Source organism: Burkholderia metallica (genome assembly GCF_902832845.1).
GTDB classification, from domain to species: domain Bacteria; phylum Pseudomonadota; class Gammaproteobacteria; order Burkholderiales; family Burkholderiaceae; genus Burkholderia; species Burkholderia metallica.
This window is the reverse complement of sequence record NZ_CADFDB010000011.1, coordinates 149,511-171,350: the sequence shown is the minus strand read 5'-3', so window position 1 is coordinate 171,350 and position 21,840 is coordinate 149,511. Positions and strand designations below refer to the sequence as shown.

The following is a 21,840-nucleotide window of genomic DNA, read 5'->3' as shown; positions in this document are numbered from 1 at the left end:
AAACGATTTTCGACAATTTGGGTGGCATTAACGATATGGCAGCTAGCGAAGGCACGCGCGGTCCGGATCCGTCCGAGTACATTGCGCACCACTTGCAGAACTTCTCCACCTCGCATCAGACGTCGATTTTCGACATCCACGTCTGGAATCTCGACACGCTGTTCTGGTCGATCGTTTGCGGCATCGTGACGATCGTCCTGCTGCGCCTGGCCGCCCGCAAGGCGACGTCGGGCGTGCCGGGCCGCTTCCAGTGCGCGATCGAGATGCTCGTCGAGATGGTCGAAGACCAATCGAAGGCCATCGTTCACGGCAATCGTACCTTCATCGCTCCGCTCGCGCTTACGGTGTTCGTGTGGGTCGCGCTGATGAACTCCCTCGACTTCCTCCCGGTCGACCTGCCGGGCCGCGTGATCGGCCTGCTCGGTCTGTCGGACGTGATTTCCCACCATCGCATCGTCCCGACGGCCGACCTGAACGGCACGCTCGGCATCGCGCTCGGCGTGTTCGTCCTGATGATCTACTACAGCATCAAGATCAAGGGCGCGGGCGGCTTTGCGCATGAGCTGCTGTCGGCCCCGTTCGGCGGCCACCCGCTGCTGTGGATCCCGAACCTCGCGCTCAACATTGTCGAATACGTTGCGAAGACCGTTTCGCTCGGCATGCGGCTGTTCGGCAACATGTACGCGGGTGAGCTGTTGTTCCTGTTGATCGCCCTGCTCGGCAGCATGTGGAGCTTCGGTGGCGACGCAACGTTCCTCGGCTTCGTTGGTCATGTGATCGCGGGTAGCGTCTGGGCAATCTTCCACATCCTGATTGTTCTGTTGCAGGCATTCATTTTCATGATGCTGACGCTGGTGTATCTCGGCCAGGCGCACGACAAGCACTAAGCGCGGCGTGCAAGAAAGAGTTTCCGTTTTAGTTTTTTAAATCTCAGTTCCAAGTCTTTTCACAAAGGAGTGATCATGCAAGCTTACATCGCCAACATCCAGGGTCTGACCGCCATCGGTATCGGCATCATCATCGGCCTGGGTGCAATCGGCGCCTGTATCGGTATCGCGCTGATGGGTGGTAAGTACATCGAAGCCTGCGCACGTCAGCCGGAACTCATCAACCCGCTGCAAACGAAGATGTTCCTGCTGGCTGGTCTGATCGACGCGGCATTCCTGATCGGCGTGGGTGTTGCAATGCTGTTCGCGTTCGCGAACCCGCTCCTGTCGAAGCTCGCAGGCTAAGGTTCCTCGGAAATATGCGTCCGGCGTGAGCCGGCGCAGGGCGGAACGGAGACTTGGGGCGCTGATCGAATGCAACTCGATGAGCGCCTTACCGTTTCATTTTTCCGGAATAGCAGATAAGGAAACACCGTGAATCTCAACGCAACTCTGTTTGCGCAAATGGTCGTGTTCCTGGTCCTCGCGTGGTTCACGATGAAATTCGTGTGGCCGCCGTTGATCAACGCCCTCGACGAACGTTCGAAGAAGATCGCCGACGGCCTCGCCGCCGCCGAAAAGGGCAAGGCGGAACTCGACGCAGCGCACAAGCGCGTGGACCAGGAACTCGCGCAGGCCCGCAACGACGGCCAGCAGCGCATCGCCGACGCTGAAAAGCGTGCACAGGCGGTCGCCGAGGAAATCAAGGCCAACGCCCAGGCTGAAGCCGCCCGCATCGTCGCCCAGGCGAAGGCGGAAGCAGAACAGCAAATCGTGAAGGCGCGCGAAGCGCTGCGTGGCGAAGTCGCTACGCTGGCCGTGAAGGGCGCCGAGCAGATCCTGAAGCGCGAAGTCGATCAAACGGCCCACGCCCAACTGCTGAATCAACTGAAAGCCGAGCTCTGATCATGGCCGAACTTGCAACCATCGCCCGCCCTTACGCAGAAGCGCTGTTCCGCGTGGCCGAGGGCGGTGACATCGCCGCCTGGTCCACGCTCGTGCAAGAGCTGGCCCAGGTTGCGCGTCTGCCGGAAGTCCTGTCGGTCGCGTCGAGCCCGAAGGTGACGCGCACGCAAGTAGCCGAGTTGCTGCTTGCCGCGGTCAAGTCGCCGCTCGCGGCCGGTGCGGAAGCGAAGAACTTCGTGCAGATGCTGGTCGACAATCATCGCATCGCGCTGCTGCCGGAAATTGCCGAGCAGTTCGAGGCGCTCAAGAACGAACGTGAAGGTGCCGCCGACGCCGAGATCGTGAGCGCGTTCCCGCTGAACGGCGCGGATCTCGACAGTCTCGTCTCGGGCCTCGAACGCAAGTTCAAGCGCAAGCTGAAACCGACGGTCGAAGTCGATTCGTCGCTGATCGGCGGCGTACGCGTGACGGTCGGCGACGAAGTGCTCGACACCTCGGTTCGCGCGCGCCTTGCATCGATGCAGGCTGCGTTGACCGCCTGAGCGCCACGCCGGCACGCAACAGAATTGACTATCAGGAGCGAATAATGCAACTCAATCCCTCTGAGATCAGCGAGCTGATCAAGAGCCGGATCCAGGGCCTTGAAGCGAGCGCAGACGTTCGCAACCAGGGCACCGTGATCTCCGTGACCGACGGTATCGTGCGTATCCACGGCCTGTCGGACGTGATGCAGGGCGAAATGCTCGAGTTTCCGGGCAACACGTTCGGCCTCGCGCTGAACCTCGAGCGCGACTCGGTCGGCGCGGTGATTCTCGGCGAATACGAACACATCTCGGAAGGCGACGTCGTCAAGACGACGGGCCGCATTCTCGAAGTCCCGGTCGGTCCGGAACTCGTCGGCCGCGTGGTCGACGCGCTCGGCAACCCGATCGACGGCAAGGGCCCGGTCAACGCGAAGCTGACCGATGCGATCGAAAAGATCGCCCCGGGCGTGATCTGGCGTAAGTCGGTGTCGCAGCCGGTGCAGACGGGCATCAAGTCGATCGACGCAATGGTGCCGATCGGCCGTGGCCAGCGTGAGCTGATCATCGGCGACCGTCAGTGCGGCAAGACCGCGGTGGCGCTCGACGCGATCATCAACCAGAAGGGCAAGGACCTGATCTGTATCTACGTCGCGATCGGCCAGAAGGCTTCGTCGATCATGAACGTGGTTCGCAAGCTCGAAGAAACGGGCGCGATGGAATACACGATCGTCGTCGCCGCTTCGGCTTCGGATTCGGCAGCGATGCAGTACCTCGCACCGTACGCCGGCTGCACGATGGGCGAATACTTCCGCGATCGCGGCCAGGACGCGCTGATCATCTATGACGACTTGACCAAGCAAGCGTGGGCATACCGTCAGATCTCGCTGCTGCTGCGCCGCCCGCCGGGCCGTGAAGCGTACCCGGGCGACGTGTTCTATCTGCACTCGCGTCTGCTGGAACGTGCAGCTCGCGTGTCGGAAGAGTACGTCGAGAAGTTCACGAACGGCGAAGTGAAGGGCAAGAGCGGCTCGCTGACGGCACTGCCGGTCATCGAAACGCAGGCTGGCGACGTGACCGCGTTCGTTCCGACGAACGTGATCTCGATTACCGACGGCCAGATCTTCCTGGAAACCGACCTGTTCAACGCAGGCATCCGCCCGGCAATCAACGCCGGCGTGTCGGTGTCGCGCGTCGGTGGCGCCGCTCAGACGAAGGTCGTGAAGAAGCTGTCGGGCGGTATCCGTACCGACCTCGCACAGTACCGTGAACTGGCCGCATTCGCGCAGTTCGCATCGGACCTCGACGAAGCGACCCGCAAGCAGCTCGAGCGCGGCCGCCGCGTGACGGAACTGCTGAAGCAGCCGCAGTACCAGCCGCTGCAGGTGTGGGAACTGGCCGTGTCGCTGTACGCCGCGAACAACGGCTACCTCGACGACCTCGATGTCAAGCAAGTGCTGCCGTTCGAGAAGGGCCTGCGCGAAAACCTGAAGACCAGCCACGCTGACCTCATCAAGCGCATCGAAGACACCAAGGATCTCTCGAAGGACGACGAAGGCGCACTGCGCTCGGCGATCGAATCCTTCAAGAAGTCCGGTGCCTATTGATCCGCGAGTGACACACCGAGGCCGCGCGGGTGCTGACGCGCCCGTGCCGCTTCGGTGAGCGATGCATGAGCCCCGAGTAAAGCGCCAAAGCGCTAACTCGGGGCGCAAAGGAGCAAGCTATGGCTGGAATGAAGGAAATTCGCGGCAAGATCAAGAGCGTGCAGAACACGCGCAAGATCACGAAGGCGATGGAGATGGTGGCCGCATCGAAGATGCGTCGCGCGCAGGAACGCATGCGCGCCGCTCGTCCGTATGCGGACAAGGTCCGTGCCATCGCCGCGCACATGAGCCGTGCGAACCCGGAGTACCGCCACCCGTTCATGGTGGCGAACGAAGGCGCGCAGACGGCCGGCATCATCCTCGTCACGACGGACAAGGGGCTGTGCGGCGGTCTGAACACCAACGTGCTGCGTGCGACGGTGCAGAAGTTCAAGGAGCTGGAAGAGAAGGGCCAGAAGGTCGAAGCCACCGCAATCGGCGGCAAGGGCCTCGGGTTCCTGAACCGCTTCGGCGCGAAGGTGATGTCGCAGGTCGTGCACCTCGGCGACACCCCGCATCTGGACAAGCTGATCGGCGCGGTGAAGACGCAGCTCGACCTGTACTCGGAAGGCAAGCTGTCTGCCGTTTATATCGCGTACACGCGCTTCGTCAACACGATGAAGCAGGAAGCCGTGATCGAGCAGCTGCTGCCGCTGTCGTCGGAACACTTCGAAGCCGATGACGGTACGCCGGCCACGTCGTGGGACTACATCTACGAGCCGGACGCGCAGGCAGTCGTCGACGAACTGCTCGTGCGTTACGTCGAGGCGCTGGTGTACCAGGCCGTCGCGGAAAACATGGCGTCCGAGCAATCGGCGCGCATGGTTGCGATGAAGGCCGCGTCCGACAACGCGAAGACGGTGATCAGCGAACTGCAGCTCGTATACAACAAGAGCCGTCAGGCCGCGATCACGAAAGAACTGTCGGAGATCGTCGGCGGCGCAGCCGCTGTTTAAGCGCGCGCCCGGGACGACAACTGCGCCTTTGCGCGAGTAAAGAATCAGGTATTTAAAGGAAAAGCGATGAGTACTGCTGCTTTGGTAGAAGGCAAGATCGTACAGTGCATCGGCGCCGTTATCGACGTGGAATTCCCGCGCGACAGCATGCCGAAGATCTACGACGCGCTTATTCTCGATGGCTCGGAACTGACGCTCGAAGTCCAGCAGCAGCTGGGCGACGGCGTGGTCCGCACCATCTGTCTGGGTGCATCCGACGGCCTGCGCCGCGGCCTGACCGTGAAGAACACGGCCAAGCCGATCTCGGTGCCGGTCGGCAAGCCGACCCTCGGCCGGATCATGGACGTGCTCGGCCGTCCGATCGACGAAGCCGGCCCGATCGAAAGCGAACATACGCGTTCGATCCACCAGAAGGCTCCGGCGTTCGACGAACTGTCGCCGTCGACCGAACTGCTCGAAACGGGTATCAAGGTTATCGACCTGATCTGCCCGTTCGCAAAGGGCGGCAAGGTTGGCCTGTTCGGCGGTGCTGGCGTGGGCAAGACCGTCAACATGATGGAGCTCATCAACAACATCGCGAAGGAACACGGTGGTTACTCCGTGTTCGCGGGCGTGGGCGAGCGTACCCGTGAAGGGAACGACTTCTACCACGAAATGAAGGACTCGAACGTTCTCGACAAGGTCGCGCTGGTGTACGGCCAGATGAACGAGCCGCCGGGCAACCGTCTGCGCGTCGCGCTGACCGGCCTGACGATGGCCGAGCACTTCCGTGACGAAGGCCTCGACGTGCTGTTCTTCGTCGACAACATCTACCGTTTCACGCTGGCCGGTACCGAAGTGTCGGCACTGCTCGGCCGTATGCCGTCGGCAGTGGGCTATCAGCCGACGCTGGCTGAAGAAATGGGCAAGCTGCAAGAGCGCATCACGTCGACCAAGAAGGGCTCGATTACGTCGGTCCAGGCCGTGTACGTCCCTGCGGACGACTTGACCGACCCGTCGCCGGCCACGACCTTCGGCCACCTGGACGCAACCGTCGTTCTGTCGCGTGACATCGCTTCGCTGGGTATCTACCCGGCGGTCGACCCGCTCGACTCGACGTCGCGCCAGATCGACCCGAACGTGATCGGTGAAGAGCACTACACGATCACCCGTCGCGTTCAGCAAACGCTGCAGCGCTACAAGGAACTGCGCGACATCATCGCGATTCTGGGTATGGACGAACTGTCGCCGGAAGACAAGCTGTCGGTCGCGCGCGCTCGTAAGATCCAGCGTTTCCTGTCGCAGCCGTTCCACGTTGCTGAAGTGTTCACGGGCTCGCCGGGCAAGTACGTGCCGCTGAAGGAAACGATCCGCGGCTTCAAGATGATCGTCGACGGCGAGTGTGACCACCTGCCGGAACAGGCGTTCTACATGGTCGGCACGATCGACGAAGCCTTCGAAAAGGCCAAGAAGATCCAGTAACGGCTTGAGTGAGTCGCACGCCGGCGCGTGCCGGCCGGGATTAACAGTCCGACTGTATATCCCGGCCGAGCGCGCCGGCCGCAAAACGCTCAACCCGTGGATGAGATTGGAGTCGATATGGCAACCATCAAAGTAGACGTCGTCAGCGCGGAAGAGCAGATCTTCTCGGGCGAGGCGAAATTCGTCGCGCTGCCGGGCGAAACGGGTGAGCTGGGCATTCTGCCGGGCCACACGCCGCTCATCACCCGGATTCGTCCGGGTGCGGTGCGCATCGAAGTCGAGGGCGGCAACGACGAATTCGTGTTCGTCGCAGGCGGCATTCTCGAAGTGCAGCCGGGCGCCGTGACGGTGCTCGCCGATACCGCAATCCGCGGCAAGGACCTCGACGCGGCGAAAGCCGAGGAAGCGCGCAAGCGTGCCGAGGAAACGCTGCAGAACGCGAAGTCGGACCTCGACCTCGCAAAGGCGCAATCGGAGCTCGCGACCGCCATGGCGCAGCTCGAGGCGATCCAGCGTCTGGCGAAGATCCGCAGCCGGCACTGAGCCACGCCGCGTATCCCGCGAAAGAAAGCAGCCTTCGGGCTGCTTTTTTTTCGCCCGTCGGTTTCGTCGGTTTTTTGCGGGCCGGATCATTCCGTCCGGTCGTGCTATTTCATCCGTCCGCCGCGAATTGATGTCAGAGTGTCGTCAGCGGAGCGCGGCATCATCTCCGCGGTGAGGGCGGTCCGTTGCGACCCAGGCGGCGGACGTGGGTGCGGTACGCGCACGCGGCCCGATCAGACAAAAAGGACGGAGACATTCATGGCAGCAGACCTTGGCGTGGGGGCGCTGATCGCGCCCGAAAACGGCTTGTCGTACGTGCGCGGCGCAACCGACGTGCCGCTCTCCGAAGCGACGATCGGCCGGTTCCTGCTCGACACGGCGGGCCGCTTTCCCGAACGTCCGGCCGTCGTGTTCCGCGAGCAGCAGGTGCGCTGGACCTGGCGCGCGTTCGCGAACGAGGTCGACGTGCTCGCGGCGGGCCTCGCCGCGCTCGGCATCGTGAAGGGCGATCGTGTCGGCATCTGGTCGCCGAACCGCAGCGAATGGCTGCTCACGCAGTTCGCGACCGCGCGGATCGGCGCGGTGCTCGTCAACATCAATCCTGCGTACCGGTTGTCGGAACTCGAATACGCGCTGAACAAGGTCGGCTGCAAGGCGGTGATCGCTGCCGAGCGCTTCAAGACGTCGGCGTACGTCGAGATGCTGCAGACCCTCGCGCCGGAGCTCGCGACCGCGACCCCGGGCGACCTGCACGCGGCGCGCGTGCCGAGCCTGCGCACGATCGTGTCGATGGGCGACGTTGCGCCGGCCGGCATGTTCCGCTTCGCGGACGTGATGGCGCGCGGCCGTCAGGCCGTCGATCCCGCGTTGCTCGATGCGATCGGCGCGACGCTCGCGGCCGGCGAGCCGATCAACATCCAGTTCACGAGCGGCACGACGGGCAGCCCGAAGGGCGCGACGCTCACGCATCGCAACGTCGTCAACAACGCGCGCTTCATCGCGATGGCGATGCGCTTTACCGAGCAGGATTCGCTGTGCATCCCGGTGCCGCTGTATCACTGCTTCGGGATGGTGCTGGCGGTGCTCGCATGCGTGTCGACGGGCGCGACGATGGTGTTCCCCGGCGAAGCGTTCGACCCGGTCGCGACGCTCGCGGCGGTGGCCGACGAACGCTGCACCGCGCTGCACGGCGTGCCGACGATGTTCATCGCGGAGCTCGATCATCCCGAGTTCGCGAAATTCGACCTGTCGACGCTGCGCACCGGGATCATGGCCGGCTCGCCGTGCCCGATCGAGACGATGAAGCGTGTGGTATCGCAGATGCACCTGTCGGAAATCACGATCGCGTACGGGATGACGGAGACGAGCCCCGTGTCGTTCCAGAGCTCGACCGACGATCCGCTGGAGAAGCGCACGACGACGGTCGGGCGAATCCAGCCGCATCTGGAAGTGAAGATCATCGATCCGAGCGGCGACATCGTGCCGGTCGGCGCGACGGGCGAGCTGTGCACGAAGGGCTATTCGGTGATGCTCGGCTACTGGGACGACGACGCGAAGACGCGCGAGGTGCTGGTGGACGGCTGGATGCATACGGGCGACCTCGCGACGCTCGATGCGCACGGCTACTGCAATATCGTCGGCCGGCTGAAGGACATGGTGATTCGCGGCGGCGAGAACGTCTATCCGCGCGAGATCGAGGAATTCCTGTTCAGGCATCCGAAGATCCAGAGCGCGCAGGTGTTCGGCGTGCCCGATGCGAAATACGGCGAGGAGCTGTGCGCGTGGATCGTGCTGCGCGCGGACGAGCAGATGACCGAGGACGACGTGCGCGCGTTCTGCACCGGGCAGATCGCGCACTACAAGATTCCGCGCTACATCCGCTTCGTCGACGAGCTGCCGATGACGGTGACGGGCAAGGTGCAGAAGTTCGTGATGCGCGACCGGATGATCGAGGAACTGAAGCTCGACGTGCAGAAGACCGCATAGCGCGGCATGCAGGCGGGAAAACGCGGCGGCCTGCGGGCCGTTGCGCTTTCGACGGACGAAAAAAAGCGGGCTTATTAGCCCGCTAAAAACCACACGCTACGGGGTTAGCGCGAGGAGACCAAAGATGAAACCGAATCCGGCGGGGGGCCGGAAACGACTCCAACAGGGATGCCCCCCGGAAGGGCTTCGGTACGTGACCGACTGGCTCGCAGCGCTTCGCGTCCGCTCACACTTGGCACACGAGACCGCATCCGTGTTGAAACCGTTGAGGCCATTGTGGGCGAATTAATGACCCGTCGCGGTAACAAAGTGTTTCAGGTTGTAACGCCCGCCAGATAAGGCTTTCCGGGATTTTTTGCTGTTTTTGAGGGCGCGAAAAGAGTCATTTTTACCCATATTTTCCGCAGCGTTTTCAGCGCATGCACGCGATGCGTTTTTCATGCGTATCCGGCTCGACGAACTGCCGATTTGCACGCGAGAAAATGCGCGGTTCGGCCGATATCGCGCATGACGATTCATTCGTCGGAAAGATTTTGAAACGTGATCGGCGGCCGCGAAAGTCGGCCGTTCGGCCGATTCGGCGGCTTCGGGCCGGTTTGGCGGCGCCGGCGCACCGCGTCGAAGTGTAACGGCGGCCCTTCGACCGCCGCCGCGCAGCGACTTTCGCGGGGCGGCGGCGGGGTCGGTGCCCGTTACCGACCGCCGCGCGCGAACCCGCTCACTTCAGCCACTTGTCCGAAACCGCCCGGTATTCGCCGGTCGACAGCGCGAGATGCAGCCACTGGTCGACGTACTGCTGGAACACGACGTCGCCGCGCGGCACCATGTACGCCTTCTCGCCGAACTGGAACGGCTTGTCCGGATGCACCGAGCACAGGCCCGGATTCAGCTTTTGCTGCAGCAGCGTCTCGGACGCATCCGTCACCATCACGTCCGCCTTGCCTGCGAGGATCTGCTTGAAGATCGTTACGTTGTCCGGATAGACGGACAGCGTGGCGTGCGTGAAGAACTGCTTCGCGAACCGCTCGTTGGTGCCGCCCGGGTTCACGATCACGCGCGTTTCGGGCCGGTCGATCTGCGCGACGGTCTGGTATTTGTCGGCATCCGCGCAGCGCACGATCGGCGTCTTGCCGTCCACGACGTACGGCTGCGTGAAGAACGCGCGCTTTTGGCGCTCGAGCGTCGTCGAGACGCCGCCCACCGCGATGTCGCATTTCGCAACGAAGTCGCCGGTGAGGTTCGGCCAGCTCGTCTTCACGAAGTCGGTCTTCACGCCGAGCGACTTCGCGAGCGATTCGGCCATGTCGATGTCGATGCCCTCGAAGCGGCCGTCCGCACGATAGTACGAATACGGCTTGTAGTCGCCCGTCGTGCACACGCGCAGCGTGCCGCGCGCGATGACGTCGTCGAGCCGCGACGCGCCGGCCGCCGTGGAAGCGGCCGCCGCGGAAGCGGGTGCGGCGGCGCCCGCGCCGGTCTGCGCGTGCGCGGCGGCGCAGCAAAGCAATGCGGTCGCGGCGAGTGTGGCGAATGGCTTCATCGGTCTCCTCCTTCGTTGCGTTCGATATGAGCGTCCGATCATAACGGAGCCATCGCGCGCGTCATATGGCCGCCATTGCGTCGGCATGCGCGGCCTGGCGGCGGCTGTCCGGTAAAATGCCGCTTTGCCCTCGCATCGTCGCTCCTACCGTGGCCCATACCCTGCTCAACGACACCTTCCTGCGTGCGCTTCTGCGCGAGCCGACCGACTACACGCCGATCTGGCTGATGCGCCAGGCCGGCCGCTACCTGCCCGAATACAACGCGACGCGCGCGCGCGCCGGCAGCTTCCTCGGTCTCGCGAAGCAGCCCGACTACGCGACCGAAGTGACGCTGCAGCCGCTCGAGCGCTTTCCGCTCGACGCCGCGATCCTGTTCTCGGACATCCTGACGATCCCCGACGCGATGGGCCTCGGCCTCGACTTCCAGGTCGGCGAAGGGCCGAAGTTCGCGCATCCGGTGCGCACCGAGGCCGACGTCGCGAAGCTTGCGGTGCCGGACATCGAGGAAACGCTCGGCTACGTGACGGGCGCCGTGCGCGAGATCCGCCGCGCGCTGACCGATGGCCAGGGCCGCCAGCGCGTGCCGCTGATCGGCTTCTCGGGCAGTCCGTGGACGCTCGCGTGCTACATGGTCGAAGGCGGCGGGTCGGACGATTTCCGCACGGTGAAGTCGATGGCGTATTCGCGCCCCGACTTGATGCACCGGATCCTCGACGTGAACGCGCAGGCGGTGGCCGCGTACCTGAACGCGCAGATCGAAGCCGGCGCGCAGGCCGTGATGATCTTCGATACGTGGGGCGGCGCGCTGGCGGACGGCGCGTACCAGCGTTTCTCGCTCGACTACATTCGCCGCGTGGTGTCGCAGCTCAAGCGCGAGCACGACGGCGAGCGCGTGCCGGTGATCACGTTCACGAAGGGCGGCGGGCTGTGGCTCGAGGAAATCGCGGCGACCGGCGTCGACGCGGTCGGGCTCGACTGGACGGTGAATCTCGGCACGGCGCGCGAGCGCGTCGCCGGGCGCGTCGCGCTGCAGGGCAACCTCGATCCGACGATCCTGTTTGCGCCGCCCGCCGCGGTGCGCGAACAGGCGCGCGCGGTGCTCGACAGCTACGGCAACCATCCGGGCCACGTATTCAACCTCGGGCACGGCATTTCGCAATTCACGTCGCCCGATCACGTCGCGGAACTCGTCGACGAAGTGCACAGCCACAGCCGCGCGATCCGGCGGGGTGCTGCGGGCTGATCGCGGCGCCGTCGTGTTGCGCTGCGGCGTGACGGCGTTTCGTTGTTGCAACTAAACAGGGCGCAACCCCGCACCGGTCGCCACTTCAGTGCTTGTCAAGACTTGACTTATACACATTTTCCACGTTGCAGCGCGGTAGAGCCCCGTATCGGTCAATTCGTCTTGCTATGGTTCGGTCATTTGAATAGCAGCCTTATGGAATAAGGCTCCGCGGGGCGCCGCAACACGCGGCCAAAATCAACGGAAAGCGCGGCCCCGCGCGCGTTGCGGCCGGCGAGCGTCGAGTTCTCAACAAAGTTATCCACAGGCTGGGCAGGGTATACGGCGATTCCTAATGCGAATCCAAAACTTAGCGCGGAATCTGAAGTTTTACTTTAAGTTCGCCGCCTCGCCGCGGGCGCGGCTCCCGGCCGTCCACACGCGTGCGGCGCATGCCGCCGGAGCGCCGCAATGAGCGGTACCTATCTGCGTGTCGCGCTCGATCATCCGCTCGCCACCCTGTTCGACTACCGCTGCGACGCGCAACCGGCGCCCGTGCCGGGCACGCTCGTGCAGGTGCCGTTCGGCAAGCGGCAGGCGGTCGGCCTCGTCTGCGAAGTGACGACTCACACCGACGTGCCGCCATCGCGACTGCGCGCGGTCGACGCGATCTGCGCCGACTTGCCGCCGTTGTCGGCGGAGTGGCTCGCGCTCGTATCGTTCGCCGCCGATTACTACCAGCGCGGGCGCGGCGAAGTCGCGCTGCCGGCGCTGCCGCAGGCGCTGCGCGATGCCGGGCGCTGGGGGCGGCTGCTCGCGCCGGAGGTGCGCTACCGGCCGACGGAGGCCGGCCGTGCGGCGCTGCCCGATGCGTTGCCCGCGCGCGGCGCCGCGCTGCGGCGGCTCGCGCAGGCGCTGGTCGACACCGGCTCGCTGGCGCTGCCCGACGCGCGCGCGCTGCATCCGAAGGCGGCCGCGACGCTCGACGACTGGGCGGCGCGCGGCTGGGTCGACGTCGAGGAAATCGGCTGGGCCGACGCGCCTGTGCCCAAAGCTGTGGATAACCTGTTGGCAGCCGGTGGACGAACCGTGCCGCCGGCGCTCACGGACCAGCAAGCCGAGGCGCTCGACGCGATCCGCGCCGCGCAGGGTTTCGCGCCGTTCCTGCTGCACGGCGTGACGGGCAGCGGCAAGACCGAGGTCTATCTGCACGCGCTCGCGTCGCTGCTCGATGCGCGGCCGGACGCGCAGGCGCTCGTGCTCGTCCCCGAAATCAACCTGACGCCGCAGTTCGAAGCCGCGTTTCGCGCGCGCTTCGCGGGCGCACTCGCCGACGATGCGATCGTCACGCTGCACAGCGGGCTCGCCGAAGGCGAGCGGGCGCGCAACTGGCTTGCCGCGCACACGGGCCGCGCGCGGATCGTGCTCGGCACGCGCCTCGCGGTGCTCGCGTCGATGCCGACGCTCGCGCTGGTCGTCGTCGACGAGGAGCACGAACCCGCATACAAGCAGCAGGAAGGGCTGCGCTATTCGGCGCGCGATCTCGCCGTGTGGCGCGCGAAGCAGCTCGGCATCACGGTCGTGCTCGGCTCGGCGACGCCGTCGCTCGAAAGCTGGTGGCAGGCCGAGCAGGGCCGCTACACGCGGCTCACGCTGTCGCGCCGCGCGGTGGCCGACGCGACGCTGCCTTCCGTGCGGCTGATCGACCTCGAAGAGGAGCGGCGGCGCGGACGCGCGTCGATGGGCGGGCTGTCGGGGCCGCTCGTCGCGGCGCTGAAGTCGCGGCTCGAGCGCGGCGAACAGAGCCTCGTCTTCCTGAACCGGCGCGGCTACGCGCCGCAACTCGCGTGCGATGCATGCGGCTGGGTCGCGGGCTGCCCGCGCTGCAGCGCGTACGTCGTGCTGCACAAGCCCGAGCACGCGCTGCGCTGCCACCATTGCGGCTGGGAAGCGCGCATTCCGCGGTCGTGCCCCGAGTGCGGGAACGTCGATATCGCGCCGCTCGGGCGCGGCACGCAGCGCATCGAGGAGGCGCTCGCCGAGGCCGTGCCGGGTGCGCGCGTGCTGCGCATCGACGCGGACAGCACGCGGCGCAAGGGCAGCGCGCAGGCGCTCTTTTCCGATGTGCACGCGGGCGAGGTCGACATCCTGGTCGGCACGCAGATGATCGCGAAGGGGCACGATTTCCAGCGCGTGTCGCTCGTCGGCGTGCTCAACGCCGACACCGCGCTGTTCTCGCACGACTTCCGTGCGAGCGAACGGCTGTTCGCGCAGCTGATGCAGGTGAGCGGCCGCGCGGGCCGCGCCGGGCTGCCGGGCGAGGTGCTCGTGCAGACACGCTACCCGCGTCACGCGCTGTACCACGCGCTCGGGCGCCAGGACTACGTCGGCTTCGCGAATTCGACGCTCGGCGAGCGCCGCGACGCGCACCTGCCGCCGTTCGTCTACCAGGCGCTGCTGCGCGCCGAAGGGCGCACGCTCGATGCGGCGCTCGCGTTCCTGCTGCAAGCGGCGGCCGCGCTGCCGGGGCTGCCGGGCGCCGATCGCGTGACCGTTTACGACGCGGTGCCGATGACGATCGTCAAGGTCGCGAACGTCCACCGCGCGCAGTTGCTCCTCGAAAGCGCATCGCGGGCGGCGCTGCAGCATGCGCTGCGCGCATGGCAGCCGGCGCTGCGTGCACTGAAGGGCGTGCAGCGGTGGAGCGTCGAGGTCGATCCGCTGGATATCTGAGCGGCGCTCGCGCGAGCGCCGCGCTTTCGTGCTGCCGCATGGACGCCCCGGCCGCCGGGCCGGGCGCCGTCGAATCGTCTCTCGCCGCCCGGGCGCACCCGAGCGCCGCACCCGCCGTCACCCCAGTGCAACCCGTTTTCGACCGCCGCCACCGGCGCGGAAGGCGGCGCACGTGTGCCGAACCGGGCCGCTCAGGGAAAACACCGATCCTCCGACCACGGGCAACTCCTAGGTTGCAACCACATAAGTGGCTGATTATATTGGCTAACTCATGGGTGCAACCTGCCTCGCAATTTGGTTGCACCTTTTTATTGCGTGCCGTAGGATTTCGCGCATCCTCTCACACCACATTGCCGGGCTCGCACCGGCGCACGAACCCACCATGGCAAGCACGACTCTCGGCGTCAAAGTCGACGACCTTCTCCGCTCGCGCCTCAAGGACGCCGCCGCGCGTCTCGAGCGCACCCCCCACTGGCTGATCAAGCAGGCGATCTTCGCGTATCTCGAGCGGATCGAGCACGGCCAGCTGCCGCCCGAGCTGTCGGGGCACAGCGGCGTGACGGAGCTTGCCGACGGTCAGGGGGCGGACGGCGACGACGACAACTCGCCGCATCCGTTCCTCGAGTTCGCGCAGAACGTGCAGCCGCAATCGGTGCTGCGCGCGGCGATCACGGCCGCGTACCGCCGGCCCGAGCCGGAATGCGTGCCGTTCCTGCTCGGCCAGGCGCGTCTGCCCGCGAACCTGCAGGCGGACGTGCAGGCGCTCGCGACGAAGCTCGTCGAGGCGCTGCGCGAGAAAAGCTCGGGCGGCGGCGTCGAAGGGCTGATCCACGAGTTCTCGCTGTCGAGCCAGGAAGGCGTCGCGCTGATGTGTCTCGCCGAAGCGCTGCTGCGCATTCCGGACCGGGCGACGCGCGATGCGCTGATCCGCGACAAGATCAGCAAGGGCGACTGGCGCTCGCACGTCGGCCACGCGCCGTCGCTGTTCGTGAACGCGGCGACCTGGGGGCTGATGATCACCGGCAAGCTCGTGACGACCAACAGCGAAGCCGGGCTGTCGTCGGCGCTCACGCGCCTGATCGGGCGCGGCGGCGAGCCGCTGATCCGCAAGGGCGTCGACATGGCGATGCGCCTGATGGGCGAGCAGTTCGTCACCGGCGAGACGATTTCCGAAGCGCTCGCGAACAGCCGCAAGTACGAAGCGCGCGGCTTTCGCTACTCGTACGACATGCTCGGCGAAGCGGCGACGACCGAAGAGGACGCGCAGCGCTATTACGCGTCGTACGAACAGGCGATCCACGCGATCGGCAAGGCGGCCGGCGGCCGCGGCATCTACGAAGGCCCGGGCATCTCGATCAAGCTGTCGGCGCTGCATGCGCGCTACTCGCGCTCGCAGCAGGACCGCACGATGAGCGAGCTGCTGCCGCGCGTGCGCGCACTCGCGCTGCTCGCACGCCGCTATGACATCGGCCTGAACATCGACGCCGAAGAGGCCGACCGCCTCGAACTGTCGCTCGACCTGCTCGAGGCGCTGTGCTTCGATCCGGATCTCGCCGGCTGGAACGGCATCGGCTTCGTCGTGCAGGGCTACCAGAAGCGCTGCCCGTTCGTGATCGACTACCTGATCGATCTCGCGCGCCGCAGCCGTCACCGCCTGATGATCCGGCTCGTGAAGGGCGCGTACTGGGATACCGAGATCAAGCGCGCGCAGGTCGACGGCCTCGAAGGCTATCCGGTCTACACGCGCAAGATCTACACCGACGTGTCGTACCTCGCATGCGCGAAGAAGCTGCTCGCGGCGCCGGATGCCGTGTATCCGCAGTTCGCGACGCACAACGCGTACACGCTGGCCGCGATCTACCATCTCGCGGGCCAGAACTACTACCCGGGCCAGTACGAATTCCAGTGCCTGCACGGGATGGGCGAGCCGCTGTACGAGGAAGTCACCGGCCGCGACAAGCTGAATCGTCCGTGCCGCGTGTACGCGCCGGTCGGCACGCACGAGACGCTGCTCGCGTACCTGGTGCGCCGCCTGCTCGAGAACGGCGCGAACACGTCGTTCGTGAACCGCATCGCGGATAAAACCGTGTCGGTGAAGGAACTGGTCGCCGATCCGGTCGACGAAGCGTCGAAGGTCGTGCCGCTCGGCGCGCCGCACGCGAAGATCCCGCTGCCGCGCAACCTGTACGGCGACGAGCGTCCCAACTCGATGGGCCTCGATCTGTCGAACGAACACCGTCTCGCGTCGCTGTCGTCCGCGCTGCTCGCGAGCGCGCATTTCCCGTGGCGCGCGGCGCCGATGCTCGCCGACGACACGCTCGCCGACGCACCGGCCCGCGACGTGCGCAATCCGGCCGACCAGCGCGACCTGGTCGGCACGGTCAGCGAAGCGACGGCCGAACACGTGAGCGCGGCGCTCGCGCACGCGGTGGCCGCCGCGCCGATCTGGCAGGCGACGCCGGTCGACGCGCGCGCCGATTGCCTGGTGCGCGCGGCCGACCTGCTCGAAGCGCAGATGCACACGTTGATGGGCCTGATCGTGCGCGAAGCCGGCAAGTCGCTGCCGAACGCGATCGCGGAGATCCGCGAAGCGGTCGACTTCCTGCGCTACTACGCCGCGCAGATCCGCGACGAATTCTCGAACGACACGCACCGTCCGCTGGGCCCGGTCGTCTGTATCAGCCCGTGGAACTTCCCGCTCGCGATCTTCATGGGCCAGGTCGCCGCGGCGCTCGCCGCCGGCAACACGGTGCTCGCGAAACCGGCCGAACAGACGCCGCTGATCGCCGCGCAGGCCGTGCGCCTGCTGCGCGAGGCCGGCGTGCCGGCCGGCGCGGTGCAGCTGCTGCCGGGCACGGGCGAGACCGTCGGCGCGGCGCTGGTAGCCGATCCGCGTACGCGGGCGGTGATGTTCACCGGCTCGACCGAAGTCGCGCGCCTGATCAACAAGACGCTCGCCGCGCGCCTCGACCCGGACGGCAAGCCGATCCCGCTGATCGCCGAAACGGGCGGCCAGAACGCGATGATCGTCGACTCGTCGGCGCTCGCGGAGCAGGTCGTCGCGGACGTGATGCAGTCGTCGTTCGACTCGGCCGGTCAACGGTGCTCGGCGCTGCGCGTTCTGTGTCTGCAGGACGACGTTGCGGACCGCACGCTGACGATGCTCAAGGGCGCGATGCACGAGCTGGCGCTCGGCAACCCGGACCGGCTGTCGACGGACGTCGGCCCGGTGATCGACGGTGAAGCGAAGCAGACGATCGACGCGCACGTCGCGGCGATGAAGGACAAGGGCCACGCGGTCACGCAACTGCCGATGCCCGATGCATGCGCGCACGGCACGTTCGTGCCGCCGACGCTGATCGAGATCGGCAGCATCGACGAGTTGAAGCGCGAAGTGTTCGGCCCCGTGCTGCACGTGGTGCGCTATCGCCGCAGCCAGCTCGACAAGCTGCTCGAACAGATCCGCGCGACCGGCTACGGGCTGACGCTCGGCATCCACACGCGGATCGACGAGACGATCGCGCACGTGATCTCGAACGCGCACGTCGGCAACATCTACGTGAACCGCAACGTGATCGGCGCGGTGGTCGGCGTGCAGCCGTTCGGCGGCGAAGGGCTGTCGGGCACCGGCCCGAAGGCCGGCGGCGCGCTGTACCTGCAGCGCCTGCTCGCGACGCGTCCGTCGGGCCTGCCGCGCTCGCTCGCGCAGATGCTGATCGCGGACGGCGCGGTCGAAGGCGATGCACGCGGCAACCCGGCGGCAGCGCTCACGACGCTGCGCGACTGGCTGATCGAGCAGCGCGAACCGGCGCTGGCCGCACGGTGCGACGGCTATCTCGCGCAGGTGCCGGCCGGTGCGACGGCCGTGCTGACCGGGCCGACGGGCGAGCGAAACACGTATACACTCGGCCCGCGCGGCACGGTGCTGTGTGTCGCGGCGACGCCGGGCGGCGCGCGTGCGCAGTTCGCCGCGGTGCTGGCCACCGGCAACCGCGCGCTGTTCGCCGGTGCTGCCGGCGAGGCGCTGGTCGCCGCGCTGCCCGCGTCGCTGAAGGCGCACGCGGCGGTGCGCAAGCAGGCCGACGCGCCGTTCGACGCGGTGCTGTTCGAAGGCGACAGCGACGAACTGCAGACGCTCGTGAAGGACGTCGCGCAGCGGCCGGGCCCGATCGTATCGGTGCAGGGCGTATCGGTGGGCGCGTTCGAGAACGGCGATGCGGAAGATTACGCGCTGGAACGGCTGCTGACGGAGCGCTCGGTGAGCGTGAATACGGCGGCGGCCGGCGGCAATGCAAATTTGATGACGATCGGCTGACCATCCTTGCCGTTCGGATCAAACAAAGGAAGCGGCAAGGCGATCCCGAAGCCGCTCCATTTACCCTGGTACCAAGGAGATGCTATGCAACACACGATGAAAAAGGTGGCAGGCGCGACGTTCGTCGCGGTCATGTCGCTGGCGGGGACGGCCCATGCGGATGACGTGAAGATCGGTTACGCAGGGCCGATGACGGGCGCGCAGGCGCACTACGGCAAGGATATGCAGAACGGGATCGTGCTCGCGCTGGAAGATTTCAACGCGACGAACCCGAAGATCGGCGGCAAGCCCGTGAAGTTCGTGCTGAGCACGCAGGACGACCAGGCCGACCCGCGCACGGGCACGACGGTCGCGCAGAAGCTCGTCGACGACGGCATCAAGGGCATGCTCGGCCACTTCAACTCGGGCACGACGATCCCCGCATCGCGCATCTACGCGAACGCCGGCATTCCGGAAATCGCGATGGCGACGGCGCCGGAATACACGCAGCAAGGCTACAAGACGACCTTCCGCATGATGACGTCCGACACGCAGCAGGGCTCGGTGGCGGGCACGTTCGCGTCGAAGGATCTCGGCCTGAAGAAGATCGCGATCGTCGACGACCGCACGGCCTACGGCCAGGGCCTCGCCGACCAGTTCGAGAAGGCCGCGAAGGCCGGCGGCGCGACGATCGTCGACCGTGAATTCACGAACGACAAGGCAGTCGACTTCAAGGCGATCCTGACCAAGATCAAGGCGACGAAGCCGGACCTCGTCTACTACGGCGGCGCGGATTCGCAGGCAGCGCCGATGGTCAAGCAGATGAAGACGCTCGGCATCAGCGCTCCGCTGATGAGCGGCGAAATGGTGAAGACGCCGACGTTCCTGAAGATCGCGGGCAACGCGGCGGAAGGCACGATTGCTTCGCTGGCTGGCCTCCCGCTCGAGGAGATGCCGGGCGGGAAGACCTACGCCGACAAGTACAAGAAGCGTTTCGGCGAAGAAGTGCAGACCTATTCGCCGTACGCGTACGACGGCGCGATGGCGATGCTGAACGCGATGAAGAAGGCCGATTCGACCGATCCGGCGAAGTACCTGCCGGTGCTCGCGAAGAGCGACATGGCGGGCGTCACGTCGACGCACGTCGCGTATGACGCGAAGGGCGACCTGAAGAACGGCGGCATCACGATGTACAAGGTCGAGAAGGGCGAGTGGAAGCCGCTGAAGAGCATCGGCGGGAAGTAAGCCGCCAGTGATGTGACGCGCGGGCGGCGGCGCATGCCGCTGCCACGCCGATCATGCGAACAAGCCACCGGGCCGTTGGGCCGGGTGGCTTTTTCTTTGGTGAAGCAGTTATCGCCGTGACTGGCGACAGCATGACGTTACTTGCCGTCACAGCACTTGTTGGGGCAATCGGGCAGGAAGGAAATTTCCACACGCCGCCCATCGTCTACGTCGCCATGCGAATAGACGCGAGCGCTCGTCTTGATGGTCCCGCGTAAAAAATCCAGTTGCTCCAGCTGATGAAAGAGGGCGCGAGGGGAATATGAGTGCGCAAGTTGCAAGTGCGTTGGCACAATCGTGGGTATTCAGTCCCTCGGACGCACGCGCAGCAGGAACTTCCGCAGCTTGCCCGTCGGTGTGCGCGGCAGCGCCTGCACGAACGTGAATTCACGCGGGATCTTGTATGCGGCGAGCCGCTCGCCGCAGAACGCGCGCAGCGCATCCGCGTCGGGTGCCGTGTTCGCGCGCAGCACGACGTACGCGACGACCGTCTCGCCCCAATCCGGATGCGGAACGCCGACGACGGCCGCCTCGGCGATGTCCGGGTGCGCGCCGAGCACGTCCTCCACTTCCTTCGAATACACGTTCTCGCCGCCCGTGACGATCATGTCCTTCAGCCGGTCGACGATGAACAGGTAGCCATCCTGATCGATCCGCGCGATGTCGCCGGTGCGGTACCAGCCATCCGGCGCGAACGCGGTGCGTGTAGCGGCCGCATCGTCGAGATAGCCCAGCATCATGCTGTCGGTCTTCAGCCAGATCTCGCCGGTCTCGCCCGGCCGCGCGTCGACGCCGTCCATGCGCACGACGCGCAGGTCGACGCCCGGGCCGCCAGTGCGGCCGATCGAGCCGGCCTTCGCGATCTGCTCGTCCGGATACAGCGTCGTGCCGGCCGGCCCCGCCTCCGTCATGCCGTACACCTGGAAGAATGCATCGCTGCGATACGCCCGCGTAAGCCGTTCGGCCTGCGCGGGGCCGATCGGCCCGCCCCCGTACAGCCACGCGCGCACGCTCGACAGGTCGAACGCCGCGAAGGCGTCGATCGTGTCGAGCGGCAGCAGGTACGACACCGGTGCACCGAAATACAGCGTCACGCGCTCACGCTCGACGGTCTGCAGGAAACGCAGCGGATGGTATTCGCGCAGCATCACGACGGTGCCGCCCGCGATCAGCGTGCCGCCGAACCAGTTGTTCAGCGGCGACGAATGCCAGATCGGCATCGCCATCAGCGTGCGCTCGTTGCGGCCGATGCCGGTCGCGAGCGCCGCCTGCATCGCCGCGAGCGTCACGGTGCGGTGGCTGTGCATGCAGCCTTTCGGGTGGCCGGTCGTGCCCGACGTATAGAGGATCTGCGCGAGGTCGCCGTCGGCCGGCTCGATGCCCGCGAGGCCGTCCATCGTCGCGCACAGCATGTCGAAGCACGGCACGGCGTCGAGTTCGCCTTCGGTCACGAGCCGCCGTGCCGGATGCACGATGCGCTCGATCACCGGTGCGAGCGCGACGTCGAACAGCAGCGCCTTGCTGCGGCTGTGTTCGAGCACGTAGTCGACTTCCGGCGCCTGCAGCTTGTGGTTGATCGGCACGAACGTCGCGCCGAGCCGCCACGCGCCGAACATCAGGTCGACGAAGGCCGGCGTGTTGAAGCACATCGCGGCGACGCGATCGCCGGCCGCGACGCCGAGCGCGCTCAGCACGGCCGCCGCGCGGTGCGAGCGCTCGCGTGCGGCGGCATAGGTGATCGTCGCGGATTCGCTGACGAGGAACGGTTTGCCGGGCGTCGCCCGGGCGGCGCGGTCGAGGGCAGCGACGAGGTTCATCGGG

16 protein-coding genes are annotated in these 21,840 nt (G+C 66.1%); 13 read left to right on the top strand and 3 right to left on the bottom strand.

Annotated features, from left to right (window positions below; all coding sequences use genetic code 11):
* Positions 1 to 35: 35 nt before the first annotated feature.
* From atpB to HWX08_RS27320, 9 genes are all read left to right on the top strand, one after another.
* Positions 36 to 887, top strand: coding sequence for a F0F1 ATP synthase subunit A (gene atpB / locus HWX08_RS27360; protein WP_069255410.1), 852 nt, complete (start codon positions 36 to 38; stop codon positions 885 to 887).
* A gap of 75 nt (positions 888 to 962) precedes the next feature.
* Positions 963 to 1,232 carry a F0F1 ATP synthase subunit C gene (gene atpE / locus HWX08_RS27355; RefSeq protein WP_006482730.1) on the top strand — a complete coding sequence of 90 codons (270 nt, stop codon included), beginning with the start codon at positions 963 to 965 and terminating at the stop codon, positions 1,230 to 1,232.
* A 129-nt stretch (positions 1,233 to 1,361) separates the two neighbouring features.
* A complete protein-coding gene (locus HWX08_RS27350) occupies positions 1,362 to 1,832 on the top strand; it encodes a F0F1 ATP synthase subunit B (RefSeq protein WP_021160443.1) in 471 nt (156 codons plus the stop codon).
* A 2-nt stretch (positions 1,833 to 1,834) separates the two neighbouring features.
* On the top strand, positions 1,835 to 2,374 hold the full coding sequence (locus HWX08_RS27345; RefSeq protein ID WP_034188172.1) for a F0F1 ATP synthase subunit delta: 540 nt from the start codon (positions 1,835 to 1,837) through the stop codon (positions 2,372 to 2,374).
* A gap of 44 nt (positions 2,375 to 2,418) precedes the next feature.
* Positions 2,419 to 3,960 carry a F0F1 ATP synthase subunit alpha gene (atpA, locus tag HWX08_RS27340; protein ID WP_069255411.1) on the top strand — a complete coding sequence of 514 codons (1,542 nt, stop codon included), beginning with the start codon at positions 2,419 to 2,421 and terminating at the stop codon, positions 3,958 to 3,960.
* A 119-nt stretch (positions 3,961 to 4,079) separates the two neighbouring features.
* Positions 4,080 to 4,955, top strand: coding sequence for a F0F1 ATP synthase subunit gamma (atpG, locus tag HWX08_RS27335; RefSeq protein ID WP_069255412.1), 876 nt, complete (start codon positions 4,080 to 4,082; stop codon positions 4,953 to 4,955).
* 66 nt (positions 4,956 to 5,021) lie between these two features.
* A complete protein-coding gene (gene atpD / locus HWX08_RS27330; protein ID WP_011882816.1) occupies positions 5,022 to 6,416 on the top strand; it encodes a F0F1 ATP synthase subunit beta in 1,395 nt (464 codons plus the stop codon).
* A gap of 117 nt (positions 6,417 to 6,533) precedes the next feature.
* On the top strand, positions 6,534 to 6,959 hold the full coding sequence (locus HWX08_RS27325) for a F0F1 ATP synthase subunit epsilon (RefSeq protein WP_006477288.1): 426 nt from the start codon (positions 6,534 to 6,536) through the stop codon (positions 6,957 to 6,959).
* Positions 6,960 to 7,217: 258 nt separating this feature from the next.
* A complete protein-coding gene (locus HWX08_RS27320; protein ID WP_174922546.1) occupies positions 7,218 to 8,945 on the top strand; it encodes an AMP-binding protein in 1,728 nt (575 codons plus the stop codon).
* Positions 8,946 to 9,230: 285 nt separating this feature from the next.
* On the opposite strand, the gene HWX08_RS27315 is transcribed toward HWX08_RS27320, so the two are convergent.
* Together HWX08_RS27315 and HWX08_RS27310 are read right to left on the bottom strand one after the other, a co-directional pair.
* Positions 9,231 to 9,386 carry a hypothetical protein gene (locus HWX08_RS27315; RefSeq protein WP_167375360.1) on the bottom strand — a complete coding sequence of 52 codons (156 nt, stop codon included), beginning with the start codon at positions 9,384 to 9,386 and terminating at the stop codon, positions 9,231 to 9,233.
* Positions 9,387 to 9,663: 277 nt separating this feature from the next.
* Positions 9,664 to 10,485 (bottom strand): transporter substrate-binding domain-containing protein, encoded by an 822-nt coding sequence (locus HWX08_RS27310; RefSeq protein ID WP_174922547.1) that lies wholly within the window; start codon positions 10,483 to 10,485, stop codon positions 9,664 to 9,666.
* Between the two features lie 149 nt (positions 10,486 to 10,634).
* Here HWX08_RS27310 and hemE point away from each other — a divergent pair, with 149 nt between their 5' ends.
* The 4 genes from hemE (at position 10,635) to HWX08_RS27290 (ending at position 19,980) form a co-directional block, all read left to right on the top strand.
* Positions 10,635 to 11,729 carry a uroporphyrinogen decarboxylase gene (gene hemE, locus HWX08_RS27305; protein WP_279610525.1) on the top strand — a complete coding sequence of 365 codons (1,095 nt, stop codon included), beginning with the start codon at positions 10,635 to 10,637 and terminating at the stop codon, positions 11,727 to 11,729.
* Between the two features lie 450 nt (positions 11,730 to 12,179).
* Complete coding sequence (locus HWX08_RS27300) at positions 12,180 to 14,441, top strand: primosomal protein N' (RefSeq protein ID WP_175807102.1); 2,262 nt, start codon at positions 12,180 to 12,182, stop codon at positions 14,439 to 14,441.
* Positions 14,442 to 14,823: 382 nt separating this feature from the next.
* Positions 14,824 to 18,756, top strand: coding sequence for a trifunctional transcriptional regulator/proline dehydrogenase/L-glutamate gamma-semialdehyde dehydrogenase (gene putA / locus HWX08_RS27295; RefSeq protein WP_174922209.1), 3,933 nt, complete (start codon positions 14,824 to 14,826; stop codon positions 18,754 to 18,756).
* A gap of 84 nt (positions 18,757 to 18,840) precedes the next feature.
* Positions 18,841 to 19,980: a branched-chain amino acid ABC transporter substrate-binding protein gene (locus tag HWX08_RS27290; protein ID WP_069255418.1), complete on the top strand. Its 1,140-nt coding sequence runs from the start codon at positions 18,841 to 18,843 to the stop codon at positions 19,978 to 19,980.
* A 344-nt stretch (positions 19,981 to 20,324) separates the two neighbouring features.
* On the opposite strand, the gene HWX08_RS27285 is transcribed toward HWX08_RS27290, so the two are convergent.
* Positions 20,325 to 21,836: a class I adenylate-forming enzyme family protein gene (locus tag HWX08_RS27285; RefSeq protein ID WP_174922208.1), complete on the bottom strand. Its 1,512-nt coding sequence runs from the start codon at positions 21,834 to 21,836 to the stop codon at positions 20,325 to 20,327.
* Positions 21,837 to 21,840 lie beyond the last annotated feature (4 nt).